Here is a 25,870-nt window from a genome sequence, read left to right as displayed (position 1 = left end):
CGGTCCGGTTGATCGGCTCTTGAATCTCCCTTCGTTTATCGCAAGTAAAGGGGCGGCGAAACAAGGGTAACGGGAAGAAGGTCGGCTATGCCAAAACAATCTGACAGTCGCGTGCTGCCGTATACGGCGCAGCAAATGTATGATTTGGTGGCCGATGTGCAGAGCTATCCGAAATTCCTGCCTTGGAACTCGGCCGCACGTATCCGCTCGACGACCGAGCAGCCCGATGGGTCAACGGTGATGCTCGCGGATCTGGTGATCTCGTTCAAGGTCTTCCGCGAGCGCTTTGGCTCGCGCGTGACGCTCTGGCCCGAGACAAAGCATATTGACACCGAATATCTTGACGGGCCGTTCAAATATCTCAAAAGCACCTGGGATTTCGAGGATCTGCCCGAGGGCGGCTGCAAGGTTGATTTCTTTGTTGATTTCGAGTTCAAGAACAAGATCTTGCAAGGCGTTATTGGCACGGTTTTCAATGAGGCAATGCGCCGGATCGTGAAGGCCTTCGAGGACCGCGCACATGATCTATACGGTGTGAAGTAAATACGCCAACCGGTTGCCAGACAGATAAAAAGCCGCCCCGAGGGGCGGCTTTTCCGGTCTCAGGATGTATGGTCGTAGGCGCGTTCGCCATGGGCGGCGAGATCGAGCCCGCTATTCTCGTCTTCCGAGGAGACTCGCATCGGGAAGACGAGACCGACGAGCTTGGCGATGATCCAGCTGAGGACGATCGTATAGACGCCCACCATGATGAGTGCGCCCAGTTGGGCGATCCATGCGCCATGGCCCAGAGCCGCGATCATGATAGTGCCGAAAATTCCACCCACGCCGTGCACGGCAAATACATCGAGCGAGTCGTCGATCTTCAGCCGGTCGCGGAGCAGGATCACGGCTTCCTGACACAGAATACCGGCGATGGCGCCTATCAGGAGCGCCTCCAGAGGGCCAACATAGCCGGAGGCGGGGGTGATGGAGGCCAGTCCCGCGATCGTGCCGGTCACCAGACCGATCAGGCTGGATTTGCCGAATTTGATCCGCTCCCAGAGCGCCCAGGAGAGTGAGGCGGCGGCCGCGGAAATATGGGTGACGGTGATCGCCATTGCCGCGCCACCATCGGCGGCAAGCTGCGAGCCACCATTGAAACCGAACCAACCGACCCAGAGCATGCCTGCACCGATGGCCACCAACACCGGCGCATGCGGCGGGGTGTGACGTTTCGCGCGCGGTCCGACCATGACGGCCAGAAGAAGGGCTGCGAGGGCTGCGGTTTCGTGCACGACGATGCCGCCTGCGAAATCCTTGGTGCCGACCGCGCCGAAGATGCCTCCATCGGCCATCATGCCACCGCCCCAGATCCAGTGTGTAACCGGCGCGTAAACGGCGAGTAGCCACAGGGCACAAAAGCTCAGCACAAAGGCAAAATTGATCCGCTCGACAAAAGCGCCTAGGATCAGTGCCGGAGTGATGATCGCGAAGGTCATCTGGAAAGCGAAGAAGCAGATTTCGGGAATTGTCCCCCGGAGATCGTCAGGGGTGATGCCGATGAGGGCGAATTTGCCCAAACCGCCCCAGAAACCGTCGCCGCTGCCGAAGGCCATCGAATAGCCGAAGAGCAGCCAAAGGAGGCTCATCAGACAGGCAACGGCAAAACATTGCATGAATACCGAGAGCACGTTTCGCGCCCTGACAAGACCGCCATAGAACAGGGCAAGCCCTGGTAATGTCATGAACAGGACCAAGGCTGTCGCAACCATGACCCATGCCGTATCTGCTCCGCTCATCCGATTTCCTCCGTGAAAGATCGCGCCGAGGCGGCATATATCCTATGGAAGACCGGTAAAGGGGCAAATCGCCAATAATGGCGGTTAATATGTAGTCGTTATGAAGAAAGATTACATATTGTGCATAAATTTCGGCTCCATGATCAATTTTGCGCCGAAATAAAAATATAAATATGCTTATTTAACAGACGTCAGGATTAAAGAAAGGGCGTGTTCACGGGTGTGGTGGCGGACAAGTCCGCGTCCGATTGCACCGTATTCGCAGGTCCATGTCTGTGGCGGGGCCCCTGTGCGGGCCAGTCCGAAACAGACGCGGCCTTCGGGTTTGTGCTCGGAGCCTCCGGGACCCGCGATGCCCGTGACCGAAACGGCAATCGCTGCCCGGCTATGGGCGAGGGCGCCTGCGGCCATAGCCGACGCGACCTCTTCCGAGACAGCACCATACTGGGCGATGGTTTCTGCGGGCACGCCCAGCATCTCGGTCTTGGCCGCGTTGGAATAGGTGACAAAGCCACGCTCGAACACGGCAGAGGATCCTGCGATATCGGTCAGTGCCGCCGCGATCATGCCGCCTGTGCAACTTTCAGCTGTGGCAATCATGAGGCCTCTGGCTTTGGCGGCGGCTATTACGAGGGGGGCAAGATCGGACATGGCGGCCTCCGGCTCAGGACATCAGGATCAGGGGGATATGGTAGAGGGCTGCGAGGATGATCGTGCAGATGCCGGCAAAGACGCCGGCGATCAGATCGTCCAGCATCACGCCCTGCGGTGTATGCAGACGGTCCGCCCAACCCACGAGTGACGGCTTCCAGATATCGAAGAGCCGGAACAGCAGGAAGGCCGCGATAGGCCCCGGCCAGACCATGGACATATCGCGCATGTAGAAGCCCACTGCAGGGAACAGCATGGCCAGCCAGAGCCCTGCGACCTCGTCGATCACGATCTCGGACGGATCATCGGAGGGGCGGTCCTTCAGCTCGGCAGGGACCGTGATGAACCCCACTACCGTTGCCAGAACAAAGGCAATAACCAGCGGCCAGAAGCCCAGCCAATGCTCTATCGCCCAGCCGACGATCAACGCGGCAAGCGACCCCCAAGTGCCCGAGGCCGGTTTCAGCTTGCCCGACCAGAAGAAGGTATTGATGAAATTCAGCATGGATGTCTCCTTGGGGGCGCAGATAGGACGGCGAGCTTACTCGGCAATCAAGGTGACGGTGGCGATGGAGGCGATGCCCTCCTCGCGGCCGGTAAAGCCCAGTCGTTCGGAGGTGGTGGCCTTGACCGATACACGGTCCGGCTCGATCTCCATGATGCGCGCCAGCTCGGCCATCATCTCGGGCGCATGGGGCCCGACCTTGGGGCGCTCGCAGATCAGGGTGACATCGGCATTACTAATCCGGTAGCCCATCTTGCGCGCGAGTTTTGCGGCATGGTCGAGGAAGATCCAGCTGGCCGCGCCCTTCCATTGCGGATCACTGGGCGGGAAATGCCGTCCGATATCGCCCTGCGCCAAAGCGCCATAGATCGCATCGGTCAGCGCATGCATGCCCACATCGGCATCCGAATGGCCTAAAAGCGCTTTGGAATGCGGAATCTTCACGCCGCACAGCACCACATGGTCGCCCTCGGTGAAAGCATGCACATCATAGCCATTGCCCAGTCTTACATCCATTGCGGCATCCTTTCTTGCTCGCAGGATCGCCTCGGCGCGGGCGAAATCTGCGGGATAGGTGATCTTGAGATTATCTTCATGCCCAAGCGTGATCGCGACGTCCATCCCCGCCATGCGCACAATCTCCACATCATCGGCGGCAGGGCCCTCATGGGCGCGGTGCGCGGCGAGGATGGCGTCGAAGCGGAACCCCTGCGGGGTCTGCGCACGGTAGAGGCCCGTGCGGTCGCGGGTGCCGCTGACCAGATCCTCCGCGCCGGTCCAGAGTGCATCCGTGACGGGCAGGGCCGGTGCTGCGGCAGGATGGCCGTCGAGTGCGTGCAGAACGCCTGTCAGCACCTCGGCGGGCAGCAAGGGGCGCGCTCCGTCATGGATCAACACTTTGCTTATATTCTGGTCGGCAAGGGCCTCCAAAGCGTTTCGGACAGACGCATCACGGGTGTTGCCGCCCGCAACCAGCGTAACTGCTCCGCCGGTTAGTGCCAGCCCCCGCGCCATATCATCGGGATGCAGCACCACGACGACGCGTGCACATTCGGCATTGGCGGAGGCTAACGCCTTATAGCAGCTTGCAATCGTATGACGCAGCACGGGTTGGCCGGCAAGCATCTGCCACTGTTTGGGCTCCTCGCCACCGGCGCGTGTGCCACGCCCAGCTGCGACGATTATCATCGCGATCGACATCGAAACCTCTTGCACGTCGAAATCTTTGCCAAAGCCTTAGGCGATGCGGAAGTTCTGTGCAATCACAACAGGCTTTTATTGAAATGCGGTCGATTTCCGCGTATATTTGCATAATAATTAGGCAGGTGCATATTTTTCCTGCCTTTTTAACGGGAGATTCGCCTCAGAGGATTTGTGATTCAGCCGATGAGGCGGTAGCAGAAAACCAGAGTTATTTCGGGATGGTCCGTGTCTATTCAGCTTCAAGATGTCTCTATCGATCCGCCGGTGCTACTGGCACCTATGGCCGGAATAACGGATAAGCCGTTCCGCAGCCTTGTTGGGGGCTTTGGGGCGGGGCTCGTTGTGTCCGAGATGGTGGCCTCGGGCGAGATGCTGACGGCCAAGCCCTCGGTGCGGGCCAAGGCGCGCACGGATATGTCGCTCGATATGCCCTCCTCGGTCCAGCTGGCGGGGCGCGAGGCGCAGCCTATGGGCGAGGCGGCCAAGCTGGTCGCCGGAATGGGCGCGCGGGTGATCGATATCAATATGGGCTGTCCGGCGAAGAAGGTGACGGGCGGGGCGTCGGGCTCGGCGCTGATGCGCAACCCCGATCATGCGCTGACGCTGATCGAGGCGGTGGTTGCCGCCGTCGATGTGCCGGTCACGCTGAAGATGCGCCTTGGCTGGTGCGATGACAGCCGCAATGCGGCCGAGATCGCGCGCCGTGCCGAGGCTGCAGGCGTCCAGATGATCGTCGTGCATGGCCGCACACGCATGCAGTTCTACAAGGGCAGTGCCGATTGGGCCGCGATCCGCGAGGTCGTGGAGGCCGTCGATATTCCGGTGATTGCCAATGGCGATATCACCAGTGCAGCCAGCGCCCGCGCCGCGCTTGAACAGAGCGGGGCTGCGGGGGTGATGGTCGGACGCGGTATTCAGGGGCGGCCATGGCTTTTGGCGCAGATTGCCCATGAGATCCACGGCACGCCTGCGCCTGCGATCCCGGAGGGGATGGATCTGGCCCAGATGATCCTTGGCCATTACGAAGAGATTTTAAGGTTTTACGGCGCGGAGCTGGGCCTGCGGCTCGCACGCAAGCATCTGGGCTGGTATGCCGAGGCTGCCGGTGCGCCGCTGCGTGACGAAATGGTGCGGGCCCAGACACCGGAGGCCACGCGCGCTCTGATTCTGGCCGCTTTTGGTGAGAGGATGGCTGCGTGACACTGCCTGCCCCCGGCGTAATCTGGAATTCCCTGCCTATTCCGGCACTTCTGATCGACCGAGACGATTGTGTGAGCGAGGTGAACCCTTCGGCCGAGCAGTTTCTCAACCTCTCGGCGCGCGCGATGCAGGGCAAATCGGTCTCCGAGCGGCTGGCGATCAATGCGCCTCTCGAGGAGATCTTCGCCCGCACCCGCGCTGGTCAGACCACCGTTTTCGTCAATGATGTCGAGGTGACGACAGGAGAGAAGGCGCCGGTGCAATGCAATCTGCAGACCTCGACGCTGGGCTCCGATCCCGACCAGATCCTGTTCCTGATTACCCCGCGCGAGCTGTCTGACCGTCTTGGCCGTGCCAATATGGCCAAATCTGCCGCGCGCTCGGCGATCGGTATGGCCGAGATGCTGGCCCACGAGATCAAGAATCCGCTGGCCGGTATCGCGGGGGCGGCCCAGCTGCTGTCGATGGGACTGACCGGCGAGGATCTGGAACTGACCGACCTCATCGTCGACGAGACGCGGCGTGTGGTAAAGCTTCTGGAGCAGGTCGAGCAGTTCGGCAATGTCCGGCCGCCCGAGAAAAAGCCGGTGAACATCCATGATGTGCTGGACCGCGCACGCAAATCGGCGGAGGTCGGGTTCGGCGGGCATATGGAGATCCGCGACGATTACGATCCGTCGCTGCCGTTGACGCTGGGCGATGCCGACCAGTTGGTGCAGGTGTTCCTGAACCTTCTGAAAAATGCCAGCCAGGCCGCGAAAACCGAAGGCACAATCACGATCCGGACCTTTTACGAGCACAAGCTGCGCATCCGGACGGCAGATGGCCGCGGGAAGGCTTTGCCCCTGCAGGTCGAGATCATCGATGACGGTCCGGGCATTCCGGCCGATATCGCCGCCAATGTTTTCGAGCCTTTCGTTTCAGGGCGCGAGAACGGCACGGGGCTTGGCCTCGCGCTCGTGTCCAAAATTATTTCCGACCATGACGGCTGGATCAATCTCGATTCCGTCCCCGGTCGGACCGTTTTCCGTATTTCTCTGCCAGTCGCCCGATAAAAGGAGTAGCCCCGATGGATGGTACAGTCCTTGTAGCTGATGACGATCGCACGATCCGTACTGTTTTGACCCAAGCCCTGACGCGGGCGGGGTGCCGTGTTCACGCAACCGCGTCGCTGACCACGCTGATGCGCTGGGTCGAAGAGGGCAAAGGCGATCTGGTGATCTCCGATGTGATGATGCCCGATGGCAATGGTCTCCAACAGCTCCCCAAGATCGCGGAGCACCGTCCGGGCATGCCGGTGATCGTGATCTCGGCGCAGAACACCATCATGACGGCGGTGCAGGCGGCCGAAGCGGATGCTTATGACTACCTGCCCAAGCCTTTCGATCTGCCCGATCTGATGAAGCGGGCCCAAAAGGCTTTGGAGCAGAAGCGCAAACAGCAGGTCTCGCCGCCCAAACCGGTCGAAATCGAGGTCCGCGAACCGCAATCCGATCTGCCGCTGGTGGGTCGCACGCAGGCGATGCAGGCGCTTTACCGGCTTGTTGCACGGGTGATGAATGCCGATCTGCCGGTGCTGATACTTGGGGAATCCGGAACCGGAAAATCGCTGATCGCGCGGGCTATTCATGATTTCTCCGATCGCCGCACCCTGCCATTCGTGGTCGCTCAGGCCTCCGATCTGCAAGGGGCCGAAGGGGCGTCCTCGCTGATCAGCCGCGCCAAAGGCGGTAGCCTCGTCTTTGACGAGGTGGGCGATTATGACGATGAGACCCAAGCGAAGATCGTGCGCCTCCTCGATAGCCTTCCCGATCCGGCGCCGCGTATCATGGCCACGACGCAGGTCGATCTGGCCGCGCTGATGGAAGCCGACAAGTTCCGGCAGGATCTGTATTACCGCTTGGGCGGTGTGACGCTGGCGGTGCCGCCGCTGCGAGAGCGTGTCGAGGATATTCCGCTTCTGGCCGAGCATTTTCTGGGGCGTTCCGAGACGGAAGGCCTCGGCCATCGCCTCTTCTCGACCGAGGCCATGGCGCTCGTGCGGGCCTATGCATGGCCGGGTAACGTGCGCCAGCTCGAGAATACGATCCGCCGTCTCGTGGTGACCTCGTCCGAGGACGAGATTTCGCGCAACGAGGTCGAAGCCGTTCTGGGCAACCAACCCGCAGTCGAACCGCTGCGCCCGGGTGGAGAGGGCGAGAAGCTGTCGGCCTCCATAGCGCGCCATCTGCGCCGTTATTTTGATCTGCATGGTGGCAACCTTCCGGCGCCCGGTCTCTATGACCGGATCCTGAAGGAGATGGAAGCGCCGCTGATCGAGATTGCGCTCGATGCGACAGGGGGCAATCAGGCCCGCTGCGCCGATCTGCTGGGGATCAACCGCAATACCCTGCGCAAGAAAATCACCGATCTCGACATCCAAGTTACGCGCCGCCGTAAGCTGACCTGAAAGTGACACCGCCCGAACCTGTTTCGGGCGGCTTTTTGCCCAAGAATTGATTTAATTAGTATGTCCGAGGCTTTATGAGCGTGACACTCCTGCCGCGCTGATGTATTATGGCAACATAAAGCAAGAGGCAGGCCCATTGTAGGCCGCCCGGTTTTTCCGAAGTCTCGGGGGCGGCAGTGAAGACGGTCAATCGACATCGCGGGGCATTGTGGGACCGGTTTGTCCGGTTACGCAGGCAGAGGCGTGTGCAAAATGCCATGACGCTTGGGCTGGTTATCCTCGGCCCCATTCTGGCGATTGCGACCTTCGTGGTGCTGGGACCTCTGGCGCAAGGGGGCGATAGCGGCTCGTTGCGGCTGATCCTTCTTGCTGATTTCATCTATTTCATGGGCTTGGCGGGCCTTATTCTTACGCGACTTGCACAGATGGTGGCCGCAAGGCGCAAGCGGTCGGTTGGATCACGCCTGACCTTGCGCCTGACCGGTATCTTCGCCTTTGTCGCATTGGTGCCTACGGTTCTTGTGGCGCTGTTTGCCGGTTTGACAGTGAATATCGGGATGGAGGGATGGTTCTCCGACCGCGTTCGGGAGGTTGTCGGCACTTCGCTTCAGGCCGCCGAAGCCTATCAGAACGAACATCGACGGGATCTCACCGACGATGCTGACGCACTGGCGGGGTTCCTCAATATCCGGCGGCAAGCGGCGACCTTCATGTCGGATGGCGAGCTGCGCGAGCTGCTGGTGGCGGGTCAAAGCGGTATCCAGAGAGGTCTGAAAGAGGCCTATGTGATCGACGGGACAGGCGAGATTATCGCGCGCGGTGACCGTAGTTATCTCTTTGATTTCGAAAAGCCCGCACCGGAGAAGATCGTGCAGGCGCAATCCGGTCAGACGGTCCTAATCGAGGACTGGGACAATAATGAATTTCGCGCGCTCAAACAGTTGGACGCCTTTGCTGACAGATATCTTTATGTCTCTCGTAAGGTGGATGGATCGATCCTGTCGCTTCTGGATGACACACGCACCACAGTGACACTCTATCAGCAGCTGGAGGCGACGCGCGGCAGAGTGCTGTTCGAATTCGGGCTTGTCTATATGGGATTTGCGCTCATCCTCATTCTGGCCGCGATCTGGTTGGGTCTCTGGTTTGCCGAGCGGCTTTCGCTGCCCATCGGTCGGATGGCGGTCGCGGCCGAGAAGGTCGGCTCCGGGGATCTTGATGCGCGGGTAATCGAGGCCGAGGGCGATGACGAGATCGCGCTTTTGGGGCGTAGTTTCAACAAGATGACGGGCCAGCTTAAAGACCAGCGGGTGGCGCTGATGGCCAGTCACTCGGTGACCGAGGAACAGCGGCGCCTGTTCGATTCCGTTCTTGGCTCGGTAACTTCCGGGGTGATCGGGCTTGATGCTGCGGGCCGGATCGATTTTATCAACCGCTCTGCGGCGAAACTTCTGGATCTGGACAACCTTGCCGACCATCAGCGGATGATTGACGAAGCTGTTCCGGAATTCTCTGATCTTTTCAGACGCTTGCATAGTGCCGTTCAGGATGTGGTGCAGGAGGAGGTTCGGGTATCTCGCTTCGGGAAACTCGAGAGTCTTCTGGTCCGCGTTGCACTTCGTCTACGCGAGGACGGTCTGCGCGAGGGCTATGTGATCGCCTTCGAGGATGTCACCGAGCTTGTTTCGGCCCAGCGTATGGCCGCATGGGGGGATGTGGCCCGCCGGATCGCCCACGAGATCAAGAATCCGCTGACGCCGATCCAGCTATCGGCCGAACGGATCAAGCGCAAGTTCCGCAGGCATGTGGGTGAGGACGAGCCCGCGCTGGAGCAGCTGACTGGTGTGATCATCCGTCAGACCAATGACTTGCGTCGTATTGTTGACGAGTTTTCCAAATTCGCGCGGATGCCCGAGCCTGATCGCCGTGAGGTCGATTTGGTGGCGCTTCTGCGGGATGCGATCACCATTCAGGAAGGCGCGCTGCACGGCGCAGAGCTGAGTGCCGAGCTGCCCGATGGTCCGCTTCTGGTCGAGCTGGATCAGACGATGATCGGACAAGCGGTGACAAACCTGATCAAGAATGCAGGAGAAGCGGTTGAAACGCTTTATGAAAAAGGCGTGGAAGAGGGCTATGCACCAGAGGTTCGCGTGCTCATGAATGTTCAGCCGGAATTCATAACCTTGCAGATCATGGATAACGGGGTGGGCTTGCCCGAAGACCGCTCCCGTCTGTTCGAGCCCTATGTAACCACCCGCTCCAAAGGAACGGGGCTAGGGCTCTCTATTGTAAAGAAAATCATCGAAGAGCATGGCGGCACTTTGATGCTTCGGGATGCGCCGCCATTTCACCCAGGTGCCCATTCGGGCGCCCTTGCCGAAATCCGCCTGCCTCGTGCCCACGCGGCAGTGCGCGCCATCAAGGATAGTGAGCTGACATGAGCGATATTCTGATTGTCGACGACGAAAAGGATATTCGGGAACTGATTTCCGAAATTCTTCAGGACGAAGGCTTTTCGACCCGGATGGCGTCGAATTCCGATGAATGTATGGAGGCCGTCAATGCCGAGCCTCCGGCCCTCATGATCCTCGATATCTGGCTGAAGGATAGCCGGATGGACGGGATCGATATTCTGAAGACGACGAAGCGGGACAATCCCGATATTCCGATCATTATCATTTCGGGGCATGGCAATGTTGAGATCGCTGTGGCCGCGATCAAGCAGGGTGCTTATGATTTCATCGAAAAACCTTTCAATATCGACCAGTTGTTGGTAGTTGTTTCACGCGCGATGGAAACCTCGAGGCTGCGCCGCGAGAATTCCACGCTCAAGCGCCGCGACATGCAGACGGGCGAGATGCTGGGCGAGAGTGCCGCTTTCAAGAAGCTCCGAGATCAGCTTGATAAGGTTACAAAATCCAATGGTCGCGTGATGCTGACCGGGGAGCCGGGGTCTGGCAAGGAGACGGCTGCGCGCTATATCCATCAACTCTCCACCCGTGCGACCGCTCCTTTTATCACCGTCAACTCGGCCTCCATCGAGCCTGACCGTATGGAAGAGGTTTTGTTTGGCCGCGAGACGCCCGAGCGCGGGATCGAGAAAGGCCTTCTTGAACAGGCGCATGGCGGCGTTGTCTATTTCGACGAAGTCGCGGAGATGCCGCTTGGCACGCAGTCGAAGATCCTGCGTGTCCTCACCGAGCAGCAGTTCCTGCGCGTTGGCGGGGCCGATAAGGTGCGGGTGGATCTGCGCGTGATCAGCTCCACCACACGCGATCTCACCGTAGAGATCGCCTCGGGCCGCTTCCGTCAGGAGCTCTATGACCGGCTGAATGTCGTGCCGATCGCGGTTCCCGGCCTCGCTGACCGGCGTGAGGATCTGGCGCTTCTGGCCGAGTATTTCCTCGTGCAGTTCAACGAGACGCAGGGGCTGCCGCTGCGCAAATTGTCGGGCGATGCGCTGGCGATGATGCAGACGATGGAATGGCCGGGTAATATCCGCCAGCTGCGCAATGTGATCGAACGACTGCTGATCCTCGGCGATGGCACGGGCGAGATCGAGGCGCGCGAGCTGCAGGGTGACCAGCCTGTGGAGACGGAATCGAGCCGCATCGTGCTGTCGGGCCAGCTGGCGACATTGCCGTTGCGCGAGGCGCGCGAACTGTTCGAGCGCGAGTATCTTCTGACCCAGATCAACCGGTTTGGCGGCAATATTTCCCGCACGGCGAATTTTGTAGGCATGGAGCGTTCGGCGTTGCACCGTAAACTGAAATCGCTCGGCGTCGTGACCGGCGTCAAGTCCGGTGGCCGGATGGCGCGGATCGAGGAAGATGCGGAATAAGGCGCGATAGGTCGGGGTTATTGACCCTTGCCGCGCTGCCGCATAGAACCGGGACCAACGAGTTGCGGAGGGTCGCATGAGGGTGATTATTTGTGGGGCCGGTCAGGTCGGTTGGCAGATCGCGCGGCATCTGTCGGGCGAGCGCAATGACGTGACGGTGGTGGATAGCAATCCCGAACTGGTGCGGCGGGCCTCCGATATGCTGGATGTGCAGGGCACCGTAGGGTTTGCCTCGCATCCCGACGTTCTCGAGGCGGCTGGTGCGCGCGATTGCGATCTGATTATTGCCGCGACCCATTCGGACGAGGTCAATATGGTGACCTGTCAGGTGGCGCAGTCGGTTTTCGGCATTACCCGCAAGATCGCGCGGCTGCGGTCGCAGAGCTATCTCAACCCCGAATATCGCGATATCTACCGCCGTGACCAGTTGCCGATCGATGTGATCATCAGCCCCGAGCGCGAGGTTGCCGAGGCGGCATTGCGCAGGCTTCTGGCACCGGCGACCTTTGATACCGAGAGTTTCATGGAGGACGAGCTGCGGCTGATGGGGATCGTACTGCATGACGATTGCCCTGTTCTTTCGACGCCGCTGCGTCAGCTTACCGATCTTTTCTCGACGTTGCGCGCCATCGTTGTGGGGGTGCGCCGCGAAGGTCGGCTTTTTGCGCCGGAACCGAATGACCAGCTGTTTTCCGGCGATCAGATCTATATCTGTTCGCATCGCGACGATGTTTCGCGCACGCTCGAGATATTCGGTAAGAACGTCCATAAACAGGAGCGTATCCTGATCATTGGCGGTGGGAATGTCGGTCTGGCAGTGGCCAAGAAGCTGGAGGCGCGAAGCGACCGGACACGCGCCAAGATTATCGAGATGTCGCGCGAGCGTGCCGAGAAAGCCGCGGATTCGCTCGAGCGCACTATTGTTCTGCATGGTGATGGCATGTCACAGGAGCTGCTCGAGGAGGCCAATGTTGCCTCGACAGATGCAGTTCTTGCCGTAACCGATGATGATAAAACCAATCTTCTGGTCGCGGTGCGTGCCAAGCAGGCCGGGTGCAAGATGGCGATCACGCTGGTCAATGACCCGACACTGATCCCGATGATGGAGCCGCTGGGGATTGATGCGCAGATCAACCCGCGCGCCACTACCGTATCGTCCATCCTGCGCCACATCCGTCATGGCCGCGTCCGCCAGATCTATTCGATCGGGGATGCCGAGGCGGAAGTGATCGAAGCACAGGTTTTGGGCACGTCACCTTTGTCGGGGAAGCTGCTGAGAGATATCGATTTTCCCGAAGGCGTGCTGATGGGGGGGCTGAAGAAGGGCGAAAAGGTCGTGGTTCGCCCGCGTGCCGATACGCGGATTGAGGAAGGCGATGTGATCGTACTCTTCGCGTTGGCCGATGATGTGGCCGAAGTGGAGCGCCTGTTGCAGGTCTCCATCGATTACTTCTGAGGACCCGCCAATGCGGTCCAATCTGCGTAATCTGCCGCTTTTCGTCATTCTGGTCGCTGTGTCCGGCCTGATGATGTATGTGCCGGCAATGCACGCGCTGACGCTCCACCAGCACGAAGTCGCGCGGCCGTTCTTCTATACCGGAACGCTACTTCTTTTTGTTTTCATGCTGTTGTCTCTGGCAACAGTGGCAAACCGACGGGGTCCTCGCGAGCGGTCATCGCTTCTGACCATGGTTGGCGCGTTTACCGTAATGCCGCTTATTCTCGCGATCCCCTTTCATGAGGTGATGCGGGATACATCGCTCTTCAACGCGTGGTGGGAGATGGTCTCGGCCTTTACGACGACGGGCGGCACGCTCTACAGTCCGGCGAGGCTCCCTCCGTCGCTACATCTGTGGCGCGCGATGGTCGGCTGGTCGGGTGGTTATTTCATGCTGGTGATGACCATCGCCGTGCTCGCTCCCTTGCGTGTGGGCGGCTTCGAGATCTTCTTTGCTGGCGGTCCTGGTGGCGAGGTGAAGGATGTAAACCTTCGCGGCAGCCAGCGCGGCGTTGTCTCGCGCGATAGGCTAGTGGATTTCGCACTGCAGCTGCTTCCTGTTTATGCCGGACTTACCGGTGCGTTATGGGTTCTTCTTCGTATCTCGGGTGAAGATAATCTGATTGCACTCTGTGCCGCCATGTCTACGTTGGCGACTTCCGGTATCCTCCCGACCAGTTCTTTGGCATCTGGGCAGAATTCGGTGCTGACCGAGGTGATCATCTTCGTCTTCTTCCTTCCCGCATTGTCGCGCCGGTTCTGGCCCGGGGATGGAGAAATGCGTGCGACCAAACAGTTGCGCGACGATCCCGAACTGCGACTTGCGGCGATGATCGTTTTTCTGACCGTCGTGGTGCTGTTTTTCCGCCACTGGATGGCCGCGCTGGATACGGATAACCATCCGGGTCTTCTGGTCGTGCTCCGGACCATTTGGGGGGGCTGTTTACCACGCTTTCCTTCCTGACCACGACCGGATTTGAATCGAGCGGTTGGGAAGATGCCCGCGCCTGGGCAGGACTTGGCACACCCGGGCTCATTTTGTCGGGGCTGGCCATCATTGGCGGTGGCATCGCGACAACTGCGGGCGGAGTGCGTCTGCTGCGGGTCTATGCCCTGATCCGCCATGGCGAGCGGGAACTGGATCTGCTGCTTTATCCGAGCTCGGTCGGCGGCGGCGGGCAGGCGGCGCGCAGATTGCGCCGCAAGGGCGCGTTCGTTGCCTGGATCTTCTTCATGCTCTTCGCGATCTCGATTGCCGTGGTCATGGTCGCGATCTCCTATACCGGCCTCGATTTCGATCCGGCCATGATCTTTACGATCGCGGCTTTGTCCAATACCGGCCCGCTGACCGCAGTCGCGGGGGATTTTCCGCTGGCTTGGGGGGATTTGAGCACAGCCGCGAAAGCTATTCTTGCAGGGGCTATGGTGTTGGGAAGGCTTGAAACTTTGGCGATTATCGCGCTGTTCAATCCAGAGCTGTGGCGAAAATGAGTGCTTTATGGGCACGTTTTTCAACCGATGCAGCGTCGATGCCGATTTGGGGTGGAAACTCGCGTTAACTTGAGCATACTCGGGCCAGAGTGGGACGAGCCAACGTCCCCGAAATGCTAAAAGAAAAGGCAAAATAAAATGGCTGCCGATAAACAAAACCTGCAGGACGCGTTTCTGAACCATGTCCGGAAGACCAAAATCCCGGTCACGATCTTCTTGATCAATGGTGTGAAACTGCAGGGGGTTATCACTTGGTTCGATAACTTCTGCGTCCTTCTGCGCCGCGACGGCCAATCCCAGCTTGTCTACAAGCATGCGATCTCGACGATCATGCCGGGGCAGCCGATTTCCTTGTATGAAGGCGACGACTGAGTCCGATTTGAGCGATACTATTTCCCAAGATAAGGTCCTGACGCGGGCCTATGTGCTGCATCCTGACCTCAAAACCGGGGACGGGATGCGTTTGCCTGAGCACGGGCTCGCAGAGGCGGTGGCTCTGGCCGCCGCTTTGCCCGATCTCGATGTGGTCGGTTCCGAAATCGTCCGCTTGCCCAAGCCGCATGCCGGACATCTTTTTGGCACTGGCAAGATGGATGAGCTCGGGCAGAAGCTCCACGATCTGGAGATCGATCTCGTGCTGGTAGATGGGCCGGTGACGCCGGTCCAGCAGCGCAATCTCGAAAAGGAATGGAAGGTTAAACTTCTTGACCGAACCGGTTTGATTCTCGAGATTTTTGCCGATCGCGCCCGCACCCGTGAGGGTGTGTTGCAGGTTGAACTCGCAGCGCTCAGCTATCAGCGGACGCGGCTTGTGCGGGCATGGACCCACCTCGAGCGTCAGCGTGGCGGGCTCGGGTTCGTCGGTGGTCCCGGCGAGACACAGATCGAAGCTGACCGTCGAGCGATTGACGAGCAGATGGTGCGTATCCGCCGGCAGTTGGCCAAGGTTGTCAAAACCCGCGAGCTTCATCGGGCCTCACGCCGCAAGGTGCCATTTCCGATCATCGCGCTCGTGGGCTATACAAACGCCGGAAAGTCGACCCTTTTCAACAAGGTAACGGGTGCGGATGTGCTGGCAAAAGATATGCTCTTTGCCACGCTCGATCCCACGATGCGCGGGGTGACGCTGCCCTCGGGGCGCAAGGTCATCCTGTCGGATACGGTGGGATTTATTTCCGAGTTGCCCCACCAGTTGGTCGCCGCTTTCCGTGCGACGCTGGAAGAAGTGCTCGAAGCAGATCTGATCTTGCATGTGCGTGACATCTCGCATCCGCAGAGCGACGCGCAAGCCGCGGATGTGGAAGACATTCTCGAGAAGCTCAAAGTCGACGAGGATGTGCCGTTCATCGAGGTCTGGAACAAACTCGATCTTCTGAGCGAGGAGACCCATGCCGCAACGGCGCTGCAGGCCGAGCGCCGTGAGGATGTCTGCGCGATTTCGGCGCTGACAGGCGAAGGGTTTGAGGCACTTCTTCTGTTAATCGAGAAACTGCTCGGCGAGGAGCGGATAAGCGAGGAAATCGTTCTCCCATTCGCGGAAGGCCGCCGTCATGCGTGGCTGCATGCGGAAAATGTTGTCCGCGAAGAGGCCCAGACCAAGGAAGGCTGGGTGCTGCAGGTCGAATGGACAGGCTCGCAGAAGGGCCGTTACAACGCCCTGTAGCGCACAGTTATACAAGAACATCAAAAAGGCGCGGCAAGCATTTTGCCGCGCCTTTTTTATCCAATGTCAGCTGGCGGGAACCAATTTGGTGATGCCTGCCGCAGCGGCTCGCGCAAGCGCCGGATCAAGCGACATCGGGATATATTCCCCGCGCCGCCACAACTCCGACAGGTCGTCATAGTGGCGCGAGAAGGGATGGCCCGACTGACCGGTTGCGGTGATGAAGACAGAGCTGTCCGGATCGGCCAGATCATAGACGCCGCGATAACCTGCCGCCTGAACATTGGTATAGGGCTCGGGGCCCGTGCCGATGGTCTTGCCGCGCATCAGCGTGAAATCACCGCCCGAGGAGGACTGCCGGATATTGGCGAACCAGCCGATCAGGGGCATGTTCTTCAGGACCGGATGATCCTGATGCGCCTCATGCGCATCCCCCCAGCGCCAGCTTTCGATGTTGGGGCCGTATTTCTCCTTGAGGTCAAGAAGGGCGGCATCAAGCGAGGTTTTGGCGATCTGGGCACAGGTTTCCTGCGTGCCCGACTGGATGATATTGCACCAGTGCGCCGCGCCCTGACTATTGCGGAAGACGCGCTCGATAAAGAGCGGATCGAGGGCTGTGAACTTGTCGGCCAGTGGACCCAGCTCGTCGCGGATCAGCCGCGATTGCAGCTCGCGCATCCACGCGGCATAGATCAGTGGCTCGGGAAGATGCTCGGACATCTCGCCATCCCATGCCGCCAGCAGCTCGAGTGCGCGCTGGCGCAGGCGCTCGGGCGTGCCATCGGGAGCAGGTGTGCCGGTATACCACAGATCGGCCCCGACCAGCGGCAGCAGGTTGCGCGCCGCAGGGCTGACGGTGTCCAGCTGGGCCGACATGAAGCTCTCGCGCGAATGCACTTCGCGGTCGCTCAGCAGTTTCGTCAGACGCTGGATACGCTGGCTATCGCCCCAGTCGAAGGTGACATTGGCGGGGAATTGAGCATCGGTGACCTTGTTATTGGTGTTCATCACGACGCCATCGGCCGGATTGATCTCGCGCGGATTGTCGGCATAGGGCAGGCGGCCCGACCAGCGGTTTTCCGGCAGCCAGCCCGCGGAGGGCATGCGGCCTTTGGTCTGGTTTTGCGGATCGCGCTTGGGGATCGCGCCGATCAGTACCCGCCCGACTTCTTTCTGGTCGGCGACCACAAGGTTCTGCGCGGGCGTGATATAGTCCTCACCGGCCTTGATCGCGCTCTCGACATCACTCGCACGCATCAGCTTCATCGCCGCACTCATCGAGGTGTCATGCGGGTCGAGGGCGGTCCAGTCGACCGACATCACCGATCCCTTCGGCGTCACGGTCCCGAGGTCGAAATGGGTGCCGGGCAGCACCGGACCATTATCGGTCGCTCGGAGCGTCAGGGTGATTGGCTGGCTGTCCTTGATCTTCAGGATCGTGCGCTTGGTAGTGAATTTTTTCCAGCCATCGGGGGTGCGGTAGGTTTCGCGATCGGCAGGGTTTACCTGCTCGACATGAAGGTCCATGTCGTCGACATAGGCGCCAGTGACCCCCCATGCCATATGCTCGTTACGCCCTGTGATGATGAGCGGAATGCCCGGAATAGTGCCGCCGATCACGCCGCCACCGGCAAGCTGGAGCCGGGCCAGATACCATAGCGTGGGGGCCGTCAGCCCCATCTGCGGGTCATTGGCCAGAAGCGATCCGCCCGCGGCAGAACGGTCGGGCGCTGCGGCCCAGGCGTTCGAGCCTGCCTCGAGACCGGCTGCCGGAAATGGCGAGAGCGGCTCGGGCGCATCCTCCTGTTGCGCGGCGCGGGGCACATCGGGGAAGAGCGTGTGGTAATCGGGCAGGGCGCTGCTTTGTGTTCCGGGCATATCGGGGAGCAGATCGCGAACCCAGGACGGATCGAGCAGCGAGACACGGGCGCGCAGCACCTCACGCGTGAACTGGTTGTTCTGCTCAACGGCCAGCAGCTTTAGGATCGCCAGCGAGTCCGCAGGCGTCCAGTAGGAGATCGAGTTGTCGAAGAGGAAGAATTCGGGCGCACCACGCCCCATGGCACCCTTGTTGACCTGCGCGATCCATTGATTGACGCCTGCTGCATACGCCTCGAGTGCGGCCCTGGTCTGGGCATCCTGCGCAGCGACCGAGGCGACAGCTGCATCATAGAGCCCCAGACGCCGCATCAACTCGTCGGTCTTTACCGTGCTCGGCCCGAAAACCTCCGAAAGCCGCCCCTGAACCGTCCGGCGCAGCATCACCATTTGCCATAGCCGATCCTGCGCATGGGCGAGGCCCAAACCGAAGAACACATCAGGATCGGTCTTGCCGAAGATATGCGGCACATCTTCCGTTGAGCGCACGATTTCGACCGGCGCGGTGATCCCCGAGACTTTATAGGTTGCATTATAATCGGGCAGGGAGCGCGAGGCAAAATACCAGATCCCGACCGCGCCCAAAACGACTAAAACAATGACAAAACTGGTCAGTCGCACCATCCAGCGGAAAAGTGAGTACATGAGTGCTCCGGTTGGGTCTGCAAAAGTTGCGCCGGATTTGACCAGCGGGGGTTGCGGCTTAGTAAGTCAGGTATGACAAAGGATCAACGCGCGTTTGCGCGAGATTGCCAATACTGTGCGAATACTGTGAGGGAGTTTACCGATGACGAAAATCGCTTTTCTGGGGCTCGGGGTGATGGGCTATCCGATGGCGGCGCATCTGAAGGATACCGGCCATGAGGTGACTGTTTATAACCGCACGACCGCGAAGGCCGAGGCCTGGGTTGCCGAACATGGCGGGGCCTTCGGGACAACGCCCGCGGAGGCTGTGAAAGACGCCGAGATCGTGATGACCTGTGTCGGCAATGACGATGACCTGCGCATGGTCTGTGCCGGTGAGGATGGCGCGTTCTCGGGGATGTCCTCGGGGGCGATCCTGGTGGATCACACGACCGTTTCGGCGATGGTCACGCGCGAGCTTGCGGCGATCGCCAGTGATAAAGGTCTGGGCTTTGTCGATGCGCCAATCTCGGGCGGTCAGGCGGGTGCGGAGAACGGCGTCCTGTCGATCATGTGTGGTGGGCCGCAAGAGCAGTTCGATAAGGTTGCGCCGGTGCTTGATGCCTATGCCAAGATCTGTCGTAGACTTGGCGAGAGCGGCGCAGGTCAGCTGTGTAAATCCGCCAACCAGATCGCGATTGCGGGCGTGGTCCAAGGGCTGTCCGAGGCGCTGCTCTTTGCCGAGAAAGCGGGATTGTCGATCACCGATGTGGTCGAGGTGATCAGTCAGGGTGCCGCCGGAAGCTGGCAGATGGCAAACCGTTCGGAGACCATGGCCAAGGGCGAATACGCGTTCGGCTTCGCTGTCGACTGGATGCGCAAGGATCTCGATATCTGTCTGAATACGGCAGAGGAAATCAAGGCGCCGCTGCCGATGACGGCGCTTGTCGACCAGTTCTACAAGGATGTTCAGACGATGGGTGGCGGACGCTGGGACACATCCGCACTGATCGCGCGGCTGCGTAAGCTGTCAAAAAACGCGAACTAAGTGCCGTAAGTGACTGAAAAACATAGGAGTATGCGATACATAATTCGCATTCTTCCTATGCGTATTTTGTGCCAATAATGCGAATTATGTAAAATATTGTGTCATTCACCCGATTAGCAGTGCCTATTTTATGCAATGTAGACTGGACCCGACGCGGATGAGCGACTAAACGGACGCCAAATCTCCTTAGCATGCAGGACGCCAAGCAATGAGCTTTGATCGCAGCATTAAGATCGCGCCTTCTATTCTTTCTGCCGATTTCGCCGATTTCGGACGCGAGATCCGGGCCATCGAGGCCCAGGGCGCCGATTGGGTCCATGTCGATGTCATGGACGGTCATTTCGTGCCCAACCTGACCTTCGGGCCGCCGCTGTGCAAAGCGATCCGTCCGCATATCAAGACGGTCATGGATGTCCATCTGATGATCTCGCCGGTTGACCAGTATATCGACGCCTATGCCGATGCTGGCGCCGATGTCATCACGGCGCATCTCGAGGCCGGTCCGCATATCCACCGCACGCTGCAAGCGATCCGCGGTGCTGGCTGCAAGGCCGGTCTGGCGCTTAATCCCGGCACCGGTATCGAGCAGATCGACTATCTTCTCGACCAGCTCGATCTGATCTGCGTGATGACTGTAAACCCCGGTTTCGGCGGACAGAAATTCATCCATAGCCAGATCGACAAGGTCCGCAAGCTGCGTGCGATGATCGGCGATCGTCCGATCCATATCGAGATCGATGGCGGCATCACACCCGAGACCGCACCGCTGATGGCCGAGGCTGGCGCGGATGTTCTGGTCGCGGGTTCGGCCGTGTTCAAAGGTGGCTCGGTCGAGCAGCCCGAGGCCTATGGAGCGAATATCGCTGCCATCCGCGCCGCCGCCGAAGCCGCGCGTGTGAAGTAAGGTTATGGCCGCCGCGATGACATCGGTATGTTCCGTGATCTTCGATCTCGACGGGACGCTCGTTGACAGCGCGGCGGCCATCCAGCTGGCGCTGAATCATGCACTGAGCCTGCACGGGTTGCCCGTATTGCCGCTGGATCTGGTGCGCGGCTTTATCGGCCGTGGTGTCCCGCATCTCATGGACTGTGTCGGCAGGCAGATCGGCATGGATCCGTCTTCCGCGCAATTCATCTCGGTTTCCAACGCTTTTTCAGCGCGTTACGCGCGCCAGCAGCATGGAAATCTTCTCTTTGACGGCGTGATCGAGGCTCTGCAGGATCTGCAGGAAAGCAATGTTGCGCTGGGGCTTTGCACGAACAAGCCGATGGATGCTGCTAGAACAGTTCTGCAACATACTGGAATTGATGCGTTTTTCAGCGTGGTCGTAGCGGGTGACAGCCTGCCCACGCGCAAACCCGACCCCGAGATGCTCTGGGCGGCGCGCGATCGCATGGGCCCTGCGCCATGTCTTTATGTGGGCGACTCGGAGGTGGATGCAGAAGCCGCCCATGCGGCAGGAATTCCGTTCCTGCTCTATACCCGCGGATACAGGAAGATCGCGGCCGAGGAGCTTGCCCCGTGGCGAATCTTTGATGATTTTGGCGCGCTCGGTGGCCTTGTCGGATGTTTCGTGAAGGAAATGCCGCAGGCTTGAGCATTAGCCCCTTGCGGCCACCCTGCCCTATGCGCTCTATGATCTCCGACTAAAACCGGTTTGCCGGAAAAGGAGTATAGAATGGATATCCGTCCGCTTTCACCCGAATTTGCCGTGGCCCCGCAGATCATGCCTGAAGATGTGGCTCTGCTGGCCGAGCAAGGGTTCAAGACCCTCATCATTAACCGTCCCGATGAGGAAAATCCGCCAGAGCTTTCGCATGAGGTTTTTGCTAAAGCTGCGGAAGAAAACGGGATGGTGGCGCATTATCTTCCCTTCTATCCCGGCGATATGACGCCTGAACTGGTTGGCGCGTTCGAGGGCTGTCTTGATGTGGCGGAGAAGCCCTGTTTTGCCTATTGCCGTTCGGGCACACGCAGCTCGCATCTCTGGGCAATGGCGCAGGCTGGCAAGATGGATGTGGCCGAGATCATCGCCGCTGCTGAAAAAGCAGGTTACGATCACCGCCCTATGGCGGGCCTTCTGGCGGCCTATGCAGAACAAAAAGCATAAGCTTGCTTTGCTTCCGCAATTTATGATAAAGGTCAACGGCTGTTGAGGTATTGATATTATGCGCCCTTGCCGAGTATTTCTAATGGAACTCTTGGTAATGGCGTATGCTTGAATATATCGAAACACTGTTGAGCCTGACATCGGTTGAAGAGATCTGGGCGCATCATTGCCAGTTCATGGAGGGGTATGGTTTCGATCGGCTGCTCTATGGCTATACGCGGTTCCAGTCACGCCCCAATCTTTTGGATCTCGATGAGACGGTGATCCTGTCCAACCATGATAAGGACTATATCAAGGCTCTGATCGGCGGGAAGCTCTATATCAACGCGCCGATGGTGCAATGGGCCTGGTCCAATGAGGGCTGGGAATCTTGGGGCCTTGTCGGTCAGAAGCTCGCATCGGGGATGCTCGATGCGGCCTCGCTCAAGGTACTCGAGCTGAACCGCAGCTACGGTATCACCGCAGGGATCTCGATCGGCTTCCAGCAATCGACCTCGCGGGCCAGAGGCGGTATCGGCCTATGCGCGCGCAGGGATCTTTCCCAGTGCGAGGTTGATGCAATCTGGGCCGAGCATCAGCGCACCCTTCTGGTGGCCTGTCAGCTCATGCATATGCGGCTATCCGGCCTGCCCTATATTCCACCGAAGCGTCACCTGTCTCCGCGCCAACGCGAAACGCTGGAATGGATTGCTGATGGCAAGACCGTCATGGATGTCGCGATGCTGATGGGGCTGACCAGCACCACGATCGAGAAACACCTGCGTCTGGCGCGCGAGGCTCTCAATGTCGAGACGACTGCACAAGCCGTGCTCAAAGCTGCAGTCATGAACCAGATCTTCCAGCCTACGCCGGAGCCTGTTCTGGAAAACCCGTTGCATCACTCCAGTCCGAGAGCCTGACCACAAGCTTCCGACATTTGTGGAAGCCACACAAGGTATGGATTTCCTTACTTCTCAAACTATGTAAGTTTACGTTTTAATATCCGTGTTCCGTGAGTGGTGGCTTTGGCCAGGAACATGGAATCGGGGGTCGGCGATTATTTATCCGCTATATCCAAGGTTCTGTCCGGTTTACCGGTTAGGTCTGGCATACGCATTTTCGTATGTCAGGCCTTTTTAATTTGCGCGACCTGTTGGAGCTTCAGAGCGCCGCCGGCGTCCCAACCGCAGTCCATGTGGCTCCGGCCGCCCTGCCCCCGTTCCAAAGCAAAACGAGCGCCCTTGCGGACGCTCGCTTCAAAGACATACCGATCGGAAAGATCAGTTGCCAGCAGCGGTCTTGGCGACTTCTGCAGCGAAATCTTCTTTTTCTTTCTCGATACCTTCGCCGACTTCAACGCGGGCGAATGCAACGATCTCGACCCCTGCGTCCTTGGCCGCCTGGCCAACGGTCAGATCAGGGTTGATAACGAAGGCTTGGTTCACAAGGGTGATTTCCTGCAGGAACTTCTGCATCCGGCCAACGATCATCTTCTCGATCACGGCTTCGGGCTTGCCCGACTCGCGTGCGATATCGATCTGGACCTGCTTCTCTTTCTCGACGATTGCCGGATCGAGATCAGCTTCCGACAGCGAGGCCGGGTTGGTCGCTGCGATATGCATCGCGATTTGCTTGCCGATGGTCTCGTTGGAACCTTTCAGCGCAACAAGAACACCGATCTTGCCCATGCCTTCTGCGGCGGCATTGTGGACATAGGAGACAACGGTCTCGCCTTCCACGGCAACCATACGGCGCAGGGTCATGTTCTCGCCGATTTTCGCGATCGCGTCGGTGAGGACTTCCGAAACCGGCTTGCCGTCGACGAGTGCGTTGTTCAGCTCTTCGGTGGTGTTCACGCCCAGAGCAGCGGTCGCGATCTTCGAGACCATGCCTTGGAATTCGGCGTTCTTACCAACGAAGTCGGTTTCCGAGTTCACTTCGACAGCAACACCTTTGCCGCCTTCGACAGCCACGGCCACGAGGCCTTCAGCTGCAACACGGCCGGATTTTTTCGCTGCTTTCGCGAGGCCTTTGGTGCGCAGCCAGTCTACGGCTGCTTCCATATCGCCATCGGTTTCGGTCAGCGCTTTTTTCGCGTCCATCATGCCTGCGCCGGTGCTTTCGCGCAGTTCTTTCACCATTGCTGCGGTGATCGCCATGCTCGGATCTCCTGTCAAATGTAATTGGGAGGGGTCTTAGTCCCCTCCCGTGTCATTGGGATGACGGTGAAGCGATTATGCTTCTTCAGCCTCGACGGCTTCTTCAACCGGTGCGTCTTCCAGAGCGCCGAGGTCAACGCCGGCTGCGCCCATTTGGGCGGTCATGCCGTCGAGCGCTGCGCGCGAGACCAGATCGCAATAGAGCGAGATGGCGCGTGCGGCGTCGTCGTTGCCCGGGATCACATAGTCCACGCCTTTGGGCGAGCAGTTGGTATCGACAACAGCCACAACCGGGATACCCAGTTTATTGGCTTCTGCGATGGCCAGATCTTCTTTCTTGACGTCGATGACGAACAGAAGGTCCGGGAGGCCACCCATTTCGGCGATACCACCGAGCGAAGCGGTCAGCTTCTCGTGGTCACGCTCCATGCCGAGGCGCTCTTTCTTGGTCAGGCCTTCTGCGCCTGCTTCGAGCTTCTCGGTGATGGTTTTCATACGCGAGATCGACTGGGAAACGGTTTTCCAGTTGGTCAGCGTGCCACCGAGCCAGCGGTGGTTCATGTAGTATTGGGCCGATTTTTCAGCGGCTTCAGCAACGGGCTTTGCAGCCTGACGCTTGGTGCCTACGAACAGAACGCGGCCGCCTTTTGCAACGGTGTCACGCACGACTTGCAGAGCCTTGTCCAGCATCGGGACGGTCTGGGTCAGGTCGAGGATGTGGATGCCGTTACGGTCGCCGTAGATGTATTGTTGCATCTGCGGGTTCCAGCGTTGCGTCTGGTGACCGAAGTGAACGCCAGCTTCGAGCAGCTGACGCATGGTGAAATCGGGAAGCGCCATGGTCTTTTCCTTTTCCGGTTTGCGCCTGGGCGAAGGTTTTGAAAACCACCGTGCTAGGTGGCTCCAACCGGTGGACCCTCAGGGATGTCTCCCCCGAAAAGCCCGCCTTCGCCTGTGAAGTGCGGGCCTCTTACATCGGGGCTGCTGCCATGACAAGTGAAATATGCGCAGTCTTCGGGCTTTTGGTGCCGACGCTCCCGGCAGGCGGTCCAGAGAGCTAGCGCAGGCCCAGCTCGTAGCCGCGCGCAACGGCCTCGGGCAAGGTGCGCGCCCCGAGTTTCTTGCGCAACCCGTTCGAATGCAGATCGACGGTCGCAAGCGAGATATCGAGCTGATGCGCGATCTGGTCGCGGCGTTGGCCTTCCGCGATCAGATGGAAGATCTGCAATTCGCGCTTGCTGAGGATCTGGCGGTAACTGGGTTCGGGCGCGAGATTTGCCGCCCAGAAATGGATCAGCCGTGTTTGGGCCTCATCTTTCGGGGCGAAGACGAGGCAGGCGATGGTGCCGAGGGCTCGGTCGCTGATCTCGATGCGGACCGGAACAGGGCTCTCCGTGCGTAATGCCGCGCGCATTGTCTCCCGCATGGGGCCTGCGAAGGTCAGGATGCCCTTATCGGCCCCAAGGCTCGATGCGGCGGTGATCAATGCTGCGGCCGGCTCGCTACAGGCGCGGATCTGGCCATCGGCGTCGATCTTCACATAAGCGCCCCGAAAGCGGCGCAGAGAGGTCGGCCTAATGCACTCGCGTCCGCCGGATGGTGGCTGCAGCACAATAGACGAGGGATGGTTGGGTAGATCCATCCAGAAGCCTCCGCTTTCTTTTATCAAAACAGAACACACTGGCGTGTGATCGGGAGAACGCGTGAACGGCGATAAAAACACTTGGCTGAAGAAGGTTATTATTCTGCCTACCCTTAAGGCAACCTATAAGTTTTCCTAGGTTGAACA

The 25,870-nt window shown here is 59.4% G+C and carries 24 protein-coding genes; 16 read left to right on the top strand and 8 right to left on the bottom strand.

The window, feature by feature from the left end:
* The first annotated feature begins 87 nt into the window (after nt 1-87).
* A complete protein-coding gene (locus tag VSX56_RS00220) occupies nt 88-543 on the top strand; it encodes a type II toxin-antitoxin system RatA family toxin (RefSeq protein ID WP_339112524.1) in 456 nt (151 codons plus the stop codon).
* 59 nt (nt 544-602) lie between these two features.
* Here VSX56_RS00220 and VSX56_RS00215 read toward each other — a convergent pair whose 3' ends face one another.
* The 4 genes from VSX56_RS00215 to VSX56_RS00200 all read right to left on the bottom strand — a co-directional run bounded on the left by VSX56_RS00215 (nt 603) and on the right by VSX56_RS00200 (nt 4,137).
* Nucleotides 603-1,781: an ammonium transporter gene (locus VSX56_RS00215; protein WP_350933972.1), complete on the bottom strand. Its 1,179-nt coding sequence runs from the start codon at nt 1,779-1,781 to the stop codon at nt 603-605.
* A gap of 177 nt (nt 1,782-1,958) precedes the next feature.
* Nucleotides 1,959-2,432 carry a CinA family protein gene (locus VSX56_RS00210; protein WP_350933970.1) on the bottom strand — a complete coding sequence of 158 codons (474 nt, stop codon included), beginning with the start codon at nt 2,430-2,432 and terminating at the stop codon, nt 1,959-1,961.
* A gap of 13 nt (nt 2,433-2,445) precedes the next feature.
* A complete protein-coding gene (locus tag VSX56_RS00205; protein ID WP_339112527.1) occupies nt 2,446-2,937 on the bottom strand; it encodes a phosphatidylglycerophosphatase A family protein in 492 nt (163 codons plus the stop codon).
* 36 nt (nt 2,938-2,973) lie between these two features.
* Nucleotides 2,974-4,137, bottom strand: coding sequence for a bifunctional 2-C-methyl-D-erythritol 4-phosphate cytidylyltransferase/2-C-methyl-D-erythritol 2,4-cyclodiphosphate synthase (locus tag VSX56_RS00200; protein WP_350933968.1), 1,164 nt, complete (start codon nt 4,135-4,137; stop codon nt 2,974-2,976).
* A 228-nt stretch (nt 4,138-4,365) separates the two neighbouring features.
* Between VSX56_RS00200 and dusB the strand changes: the two genes are divergently transcribed.
* From dusB to hflX, 10 genes are all read left to right on the top strand, one after another.
* The gene (gene dusB, locus VSX56_RS00195; RefSeq protein ID WP_350933966.1) at nt 4,366-5,340 is read left to right on the top strand and encodes a tRNA dihydrouridine synthase DusB; all 975 of its coding nucleotides are present in this window, start codon (nt 4,366-4,368) and stop codon (nt 5,338-5,340) included.
* Nucleotides 5,337-6,395, top strand: a complete 1,059-nt coding sequence (locus tag VSX56_RS00190; protein ID WP_339112530.1) for a two-component system sensor histidine kinase NtrB — start codon at nt 5,337-5,339, stop codon at nt 6,393-6,395. Before dusB ends, VSX56_RS00190 begins: the two co-directional genes overlap by 4 nt.
* 14 nt (nt 6,396-6,409) lie before the next feature.
* Nucleotides 6,410-7,789, top strand: a complete 1,380-nt coding sequence (locus VSX56_RS00185; protein WP_339112531.1) for a response regulator — start codon at nt 6,410-6,412, stop codon at nt 7,787-7,789.
* 257 nt (nt 7,790-8,046) lie between these two features.
* The gene (locus tag VSX56_RS00180; RefSeq protein ID WP_350933963.1) at nt 8,047-10,230 is read left to right on the top strand and encodes a sensor histidine kinase NtrY-like; all 2,184 of its coding nucleotides are present in this window, start codon (nt 8,047-8,049) and stop codon (nt 10,228-10,230) included.
* Nucleotides 10,227-11,630 carry a nitrogen assimilation response regulator NtrX gene (ntrX, locus tag VSX56_RS00175; RefSeq protein WP_339112533.1) on the top strand — a complete coding sequence of 468 codons (1,404 nt, stop codon included), beginning with the start codon at nt 10,227-10,229 and terminating at the stop codon, nt 11,628-11,630. The genes VSX56_RS00180 and ntrX overlap by 4 nt, the downstream gene beginning before the upstream one ends.
* 76 nt (nt 11,631-11,706) lie before the next feature.
* Entirely contained in the window at nt 11,707-13,086 is a 1,380-nt protein-coding gene (trkA, locus tag VSX56_RS00170) for a Trk system potassium transporter TrkA (RefSeq protein ID WP_339112534.1), read from the top strand.
* 10 nt (nt 13,087-13,096) lie between these two features.
* Nucleotides 13,097-14,092 (top strand): hypothetical protein, encoded by a 996-nt coding sequence (locus tag VSX56_RS00165; RefSeq protein ID WP_350933960.1) that lies wholly within the window; start codon nt 13,097-13,099, stop codon nt 14,090-14,092.
* A complete protein-coding gene (locus VSX56_RS00160) occupies nt 14,059-14,619 on the top strand; it encodes a potassium transporter TrkG (protein WP_350933958.1) in 561 nt (186 codons plus the stop codon). The genes VSX56_RS00165 and VSX56_RS00160 overlap by 34 nt, the downstream gene beginning before the upstream one ends.
* A gap of 138 nt (nt 14,620-14,757) precedes the next feature.
* Nucleotides 14,758-14,991: an RNA chaperone Hfq gene (hfq, locus tag VSX56_RS00155; RefSeq protein ID WP_339107276.1), complete on the top strand. Its 234-nt coding sequence runs from the start codon at nt 14,758-14,760 to the stop codon at nt 14,989-14,991.
* Nucleotides 14,975-16,282 carry a GTPase HflX gene (gene hflX, locus VSX56_RS00150; RefSeq protein WP_406870422.1) on the top strand — a complete coding sequence of 436 codons (1,308 nt, stop codon included), beginning with the start codon at nt 14,975-14,977 and terminating at the stop codon, nt 16,280-16,282. The genes hfq and hflX overlap by 17 nt, the downstream gene beginning before the upstream one ends.
* 66 nt (nt 16,283-16,348) lie before the next feature.
* Here the strand turns inward: hflX and VSX56_RS00145 are convergent, their stop codons facing one another.
* A complete protein-coding gene (locus VSX56_RS00145) occupies nt 16,349-18,805 on the bottom strand; it encodes a penicillin acylase family protein (RefSeq protein ID WP_350933956.1) in 2,457 nt (818 codons plus the stop codon).
* Nucleotides 18,806-18,947: 142 nt separating this feature from the next.
* Between VSX56_RS00145 and VSX56_RS00140 the strand changes: the two genes are divergently transcribed.
* The 5 genes from VSX56_RS00140 to VSX56_RS00120 all read left to right on the top strand — a co-directional run bounded on the left by VSX56_RS00140 (nt 18,948) and on the right by VSX56_RS00120 (nt 22,842).
* Nucleotides 18,948-19,832 (top strand): NAD(P)-dependent oxidoreductase, encoded by an 885-nt coding sequence (locus VSX56_RS00140; protein ID WP_350933954.1) that lies wholly within the window; start codon nt 18,948-18,950, stop codon nt 19,830-19,832.
* Nucleotides 19,833-20,040: 208 nt separating this feature from the next.
* A complete protein-coding gene (gene rpe, locus VSX56_RS00135) occupies nt 20,041-20,736 on the top strand; it encodes a ribulose-phosphate 3-epimerase (protein WP_350933952.1) in 696 nt (231 codons plus the stop codon).
* A 16-nt stretch (nt 20,737-20,752) separates the two neighbouring features.
* A complete protein-coding gene (gene gph / locus VSX56_RS00130) occupies nt 20,753-21,430 on the top strand; it encodes a phosphoglycolate phosphatase (protein ID WP_350933950.1) in 678 nt (225 codons plus the stop codon).
* Between the two features lie 81 nt (nt 21,431-21,511).
* Complete coding sequence (locus VSX56_RS00125) at nt 21,512-21,943, top strand: protein tyrosine phosphatase family protein (protein ID WP_339112540.1); 432 nt, start codon at nt 21,512-21,514, stop codon at nt 21,941-21,943.
* A 104-nt stretch (nt 21,944-22,047) separates the two neighbouring features.
* Nucleotides 22,048-22,842, top strand: coding sequence for a helix-turn-helix transcriptional regulator (locus VSX56_RS00120; RefSeq protein WP_339112541.1), 795 nt, complete (start codon nt 22,048-22,050; stop codon nt 22,840-22,842).
* 360 nt (nt 22,843-23,202) lie between these two features.
* On the opposite strand, the gene tsf is transcribed toward VSX56_RS00120, so the two are convergent.
* From tsf to VSX56_RS00105, 3 genes are all read right to left on the bottom strand, one after another.
* Complete coding sequence (tsf, locus tag VSX56_RS00115) at nt 23,203-24,081, bottom strand: translation elongation factor Ts (RefSeq protein ID WP_350933947.1); 879 nt, start codon at nt 24,079-24,081, stop codon at nt 23,203-23,205.
* Nucleotides 24,082-24,156: 75 nt separating this feature from the next.
* A complete protein-coding gene (rpsB, locus tag VSX56_RS00110; RefSeq protein ID WP_339112543.1) occupies nt 24,157-24,921 on the bottom strand; it encodes a 30S ribosomal protein S2 in 765 nt (254 codons plus the stop codon).
* Between the two features lie 217 nt (nt 24,922-25,138).
* The gene (locus VSX56_RS00105) at nt 25,139-25,621 is read right to left on the bottom strand and encodes a helix-turn-helix transcriptional regulator (RefSeq protein WP_339112544.1); all 483 of its coding nucleotides are present in this window, start codon (nt 25,619-25,621) and stop codon (nt 25,139-25,141) included.
* Nucleotides 25,622-25,870: the final 249 nt, after the last annotated feature.

This window comes from Thioclava kandeliae, from assembly GCF_040297545.1.
In the GTDB taxonomy this organism is placed as follows: domain Bacteria; phylum Pseudomonadota; class Alphaproteobacteria; order Rhodobacterales; family Rhodobacteraceae; genus Thioclava; species Thioclava kandeliae.
This window is presented reverse-complemented; position numbering and strand designations above follow the sequence as displayed.

Bases quoted from the DNA above. Each gene is read 5' to 3' on its own strand.
- VSX56_RS00220 (WP_339112524.1), top strand. From the start codon at position 88: ATGCCAAAACAATCTGACAGTCGCGTGCTGCCGTATACGGCGCAGCAA.
- VSX56_RS00215 (WP_350933972.1), bottom strand. From the start codon at position 1,781: ATGAGCGGAGCAGATACGGCATGGGTCATGGTTGCGACAGCCTTGGTC.
- VSX56_RS00210 (WP_350933970.1), bottom strand. From the start codon at position 2,432: ATGTCCGATCTTGCCCCCCTCGTAATAGCCGCCGCCAAAGCCAGAGGC.
- VSX56_RS00205 (WP_339112527.1), bottom strand. From the start codon at position 2,937: ATGCTGAATTTCATCAATACCTTCTTCTGGTCGGGCAAGCTGAAACCG.
- VSX56_RS00200 (WP_350933968.1), bottom strand. From the start codon at position 4,137: ATGTCGATCGCGATGATAATCGTCGCAGCTGGGCGTGGCACACGCGCC.
- VSX56_RS00185 (WP_339112531.1), top strand. From the start codon at position 6,410: ATGGATGGTACAGTCCTTGTAGCTGATGACGATCGCACGATCCGTACT.
- VSX56_RS00180 (WP_350933963.1), top strand. From the start codon at position 8,047: ATGACGCTTGGGCTGGTTATCCTCGGCCCCATTCTGGCGATTGCGACC.
- ntrX (WP_339112533.1), top strand. From the start codon at position 10,227: ATGAGCGATATTCTGATTGTCGACGACGAAAAGGATATTCGGGAACTG.
- trkA (WP_339112534.1), top strand. From the start codon at position 11,707: ATGAGGGTGATTATTTGTGGGGCCGGTCAGGTCGGTTGGCAGATCGCG.
- VSX56_RS00165 (WP_350933960.1), top strand. From the start codon at position 13,097: ATGCGGTCCAATCTGCGTAATCTGCCGCTTTTCGTCATTCTGGTCGCT.
- hfq (WP_339107276.1), top strand. From the start codon at position 14,758: ATGGCTGCCGATAAACAAAACCTGCAGGACGCGTTTCTGAACCATGTC.
- hflX (WP_406870422.1), top strand. From the start codon at position 14,975: ATGAAGGCGACGACTGAGTCCGATTTGAGCGATACTATTTCCCAAGAT.
- VSX56_RS00145 (WP_350933956.1), bottom strand. From the start codon at position 18,805: ATGTACTCACTTTTCCGCTGGATGGTGCGACTGACCAGTTTTGTCATT.
- VSX56_RS00140 (WP_350933954.1), top strand. From the start codon at position 18,948: ATGACGAAAATCGCTTTTCTGGGGCTCGGGGTGATGGGCTATCCGATG.
- rpe (WP_350933952.1), top strand. From the start codon at position 20,041: ATGAGCTTTGATCGCAGCATTAAGATCGCGCCTTCTATTCTTTCTGCC.
- gph (WP_350933950.1), top strand. From the start codon at position 20,753: ATGACATCGGTATGTTCCGTGATCTTCGATCTCGACGGGACGCTCGTT.
- VSX56_RS00125 (WP_339112540.1), top strand. From the start codon at position 21,512: ATGGATATCCGTCCGCTTTCACCCGAATTTGCCGTGGCCCCGCAGATC.
- VSX56_RS00120 (WP_339112541.1), top strand. From the start codon at position 22,048: ATGCTTGAATATATCGAAACACTGTTGAGCCTGACATCGGTTGAAGAG.
- tsf (WP_350933947.1), bottom strand. From the start codon at position 24,081: ATGGCGATCACCGCAGCAATGGTGAAAGAACTGCGCGAAAGCACCGGC.
- rpsB (WP_339112543.1), bottom strand. From the start codon at position 24,921: ATGGCGCTTCCCGATTTCACCATGCGTCAGCTGCTCGAAGCTGGCGTT.